The organism is Nonomuraea sp. NPDC003201 (assembly GCF_053590415.1).
The window spans coordinates 1-3,286 of record NZ_JBSFTC010000603.1 but is presented as its reverse complement, the minus strand read 5'-3'; the positions used below and the strand labels follow the sequence as shown (position 1 = coordinate 3,286).

1 protein-coding gene and 1 pseudogene are annotated in these 3,286 nt (G+C 74.0%); one reads left to right on the top strand and one right to left on the bottom strand.

What is annotated here, in order from left to right:
• Positions 1–416: pseudogene (locus ACWDX9_RS61475) on the top strand (cobyrinate a,c-diamide synthase); the annotation flags it as partial.
• On the opposite strand, the gene cobN reads toward ACWDX9_RS61475, so the two are convergent.
• Positions 371–3,286: cobaltochelatase subunit CobN (gene cobN, locus ACWDX9_RS61470; RefSeq protein WP_449973143.1), on the bottom strand; the 2,916-nt coding region annotated here is incomplete at its 5' end. The pseudogene ACWDX9_RS61475 and the gene cobN sit on opposite strands and share 46 nt — an antisense overlap.

The following is a 3,286-nucleotide window of genomic DNA, read 5'->3' as shown; positions in this document are numbered from 1 at the left end:
CCGCCGAGCTGGCCGCCAACGAGCCGCTGCGCGCGCAGGTGGCGGCCTTCCGCGGCCCGATCGCCGCCGAGTGCGCCGGGCTGCTCTACCTGTGCGAGGAGCTGGACGGGCAGCGGATGTGCGGGCGGGTGCCGGGCCGGGCACGGATGACGCCGAGGCTGACGCTCGGCTACCGGGACGCGGTCGCGCTCAGGCATTCGCCGTTGACGGAGCCGGGTGAGCGCTTCCGCGGGCACGAGTTCCACCGCACCGCCGTCGAGTACGCCGGCGAGCCGTTGTTCCGCTTCGAGAGCGGCGCCGACGGGTTCGGCGACGCCCTGGTGACCGCGTCCTACCTGCACCTGCACTGGGCCGGGCAGCCGATGACGGCTCAGCGGCTGGTGTCGTCCTCCAGGTCGCCCTCGGTCTTGAGGTAGACCTCCTGCAGGCCGCGCAGGACCTCCGGGTCGGGGTGCTGCCACATGCCCCGCTCGGCGGCCTCCAGCAGGCGTTCGGCGATGCCGTGCAGGGCCCAGGGGTTGGACTGCGCCATGAACGCCTGGTTCTCCGGGTCGAGCACGTACGTCTCGGTGAGCTTGTCGTACATCCAGTCGGCGACCACCCCGGTCGTGGCGTCGTAGCCGAACAGGTAGTCGACCGTGGCGGCCAGCTCGAAGGCCCCCTTGTAGCCGTGGCGGCGCATCGCGGCCAGCCAGCGCGGGTTGACGACCCTGGCCCGGAAGATGCGCGAGGTCTCCTCCGACAGGGTGCGGGTGCGGACGGCGTCGGGGCGGGTGCTGTCGCCGACGTACGCGGCCGGGGCCCTGCCGGTCAGCGCGCGGACGGTGGCGACCATCCCGCCGTGGTACTGGAAGTAGTCGTCGGAGTCGGCGATGTCGTGCTCGCGGGTGTCGACGTTCTTGGCGGCCACCGCGATCCTGCGGTAGGCGTCCTCCATCTGCGGGCGGGCCGCCACGCCGTCGAGGTCGCGGCCGTAGGCGAAGCCGCCCCACACCGCGTACACCTCGGCCAGGTCGGCGTCGTCGCGCCAGTTGCGGCTGTCGATCAGGGGCAGCAGCCCGGCCCCGTACGCGCCCGGCGCCGACCCGAACACGCGCATGGTCGCCCGGCGCTCGTCGCCCCCGGTCGCGGCGACGTGGGCGCGCACGTAATTGTCCTCGTACGGCTCGTCCAGCCCGGCGGCCAGCCGTACGGCGTCGTCGAGCATGGCCACCACGTGCGGGAACGCGTCGCGGAAGAAACCGCTGATCCGCACCGTCACGTCGATCCTGGGACGGCCCAGCTCGGCGAGCGGGATCGGCTCCAGGGACGTGACCCGGCGTGAGGCCTCGTCCCATTCGGGGCGGATGCCGAGCAGGGCCAGCACCTCGGCCACGTCGTCGCCCGCCGTGCGCATGGCGCTGGTGCCCCAGACCGACAGCCCCACCGAACGCGGCCACTCGCCGGTGTCCGACCGGTAGCGCTCCAGCAGCGACTCGGCCATGGCCTGGCCGGTCTCCCAGGCCAGGCGGCTCGGGATCGCGCGGGGATCGACGGAGTAGAAGTTGCGGCCGGTCGGCAGCACGTTGACCAGGCCGCGCAGCGGGGAGCCGCTCGGCCCGGCGGGAACGTAGCCGCCGTCCAGGGCGTGCAGGACGTGGTCGAGCTCGTCGGTGGTGCGGGCCAGGCGCGGCACCACCTCGGTGGCGGCGAACTCGAGGACCCGCGTCACGAGTTCGCGCCGGTCGTCCGGGAGCTCGCGCGTGACCTCCACTGGCGCGTCCGGCGCCCAGCCGCGTTCCTCCATGGCCTCCACCAGCGCCCGGGCGGCCGCCTCGGCCCGGTCCACGCTGCCGAGCCCCGCCGTGCCGTCCTCGGCCAGGCCGAGCGCCTCGCGCAGGCCGGGCAGCGTCTCGCGGCCCGACCACATCTGCCGGGCGCGCAGCATCGCCAGGACCAGGTCCACGCGCACCTGCCCGGCCGGAGCCTGCCCGAGCACGTGCAGGCCGTCGCGGATCTGCGCGTCCTTGACCTCGCACAGCCAGCCGTCCACGTGCAGGATGAAGTCGTCGAACTCGCTGTCGTGCGGCCGGTCCGCCAGCCCCAGGTCGTGGTCCAGCCGGGCGGCCTGGATGAGCGTCCAGATCTGCGCGCGGATGGCGGGCAGCTTGGCCGGGTCCATGGCCGCGATCGTGGCGTGCTCGTCCAGCAGCTGCTCCAGCCGGGCGATGTCGCCGTACGTCTCCGCCCGCGCCATCGGCGGCACCAGATGGTCCACCAGCACGGCGTGCGCCCGCCGCTTGGCCTGCGTGCCCTCGCCGGGGTCGTTCACCAGGAACGGGTAGACCAGCGGCAGGTCGCCGATGGCCGCGTCGGTGCCGCACGCGGCGGACATGCCGGCCGACTTGCCGGGCAGCCACTCCAGGTTGCCGTGCTTGCCCACGTGCACCATCGCGTGCGCGCCGAACTCGGCCGAGAGCCAGCGGTAGGCGGCCAGGTAGTGGTGGCTGGGCGGCAGGTCGGGGTCGTGGTAGATGGCGATCGGGTTCTCGCCGAAGCCGCGCGGCGGCTGCACCATCACCACCAGGTTCCCGGCCCGCAGCGCCGCCAGGACGATGTCACCCTCGTGCACGAACAGCTCGCCCGGCGGCGGCCCCCAGTGCCGCTCCATCTCCGTCCGCAGGTCCTCGGGCAGGGTGCGGTACCAGCGCTCGTAGGACGCGGCGGAGATGCGTACCGGATTGCCCGCCAGGTGCTCCTCGGTCAGCCAGTCCTGGTCCTGGCCGCCGGCGGCGATCAGCGCGTGGATGAGCGCGTCGCCGTCCTGCTCGGCCACGCCCGGGAAGCCCTCGCCGAGGTCGTAGTCGGCCTCGGCGAGCCTGGCCAGCAGCCTGACCGTGCTGGCCGGGGTGTCCAGGCCGACCGCGTTGCCCACCCGCGAGTGCTTGGTCGGGTACGCCGACAACATCACGACCAGGCGGCGCTCGGCGGGCGGGGTGTGCCGGAGCAGCCCGTGCCGTACCGCGATGCCCGCCACCCGGGCGGCCCGCTCGGGGTCGGCGACGTAGACGGTCAGCCCCTCGGGGTCGATCTCCTTGAACGAGAACGGCACCGTGATGATCCGCCCGTCGAACTCCGGGATGGCCACCTGCGAGGCGGCGTCCAGCGGCGACAGCCCGTCGTCGTTCTCCTCCCACGCCTGCCTGCCGGTGGTCAGGCAGAGCCCCTGCAGGATCGGCACGTCGAGCGCGGCCAGCGCGCCCACGTCCCACGCCTCGTCGTCGCCGCCCGCGCCCGCCGTCGCGGG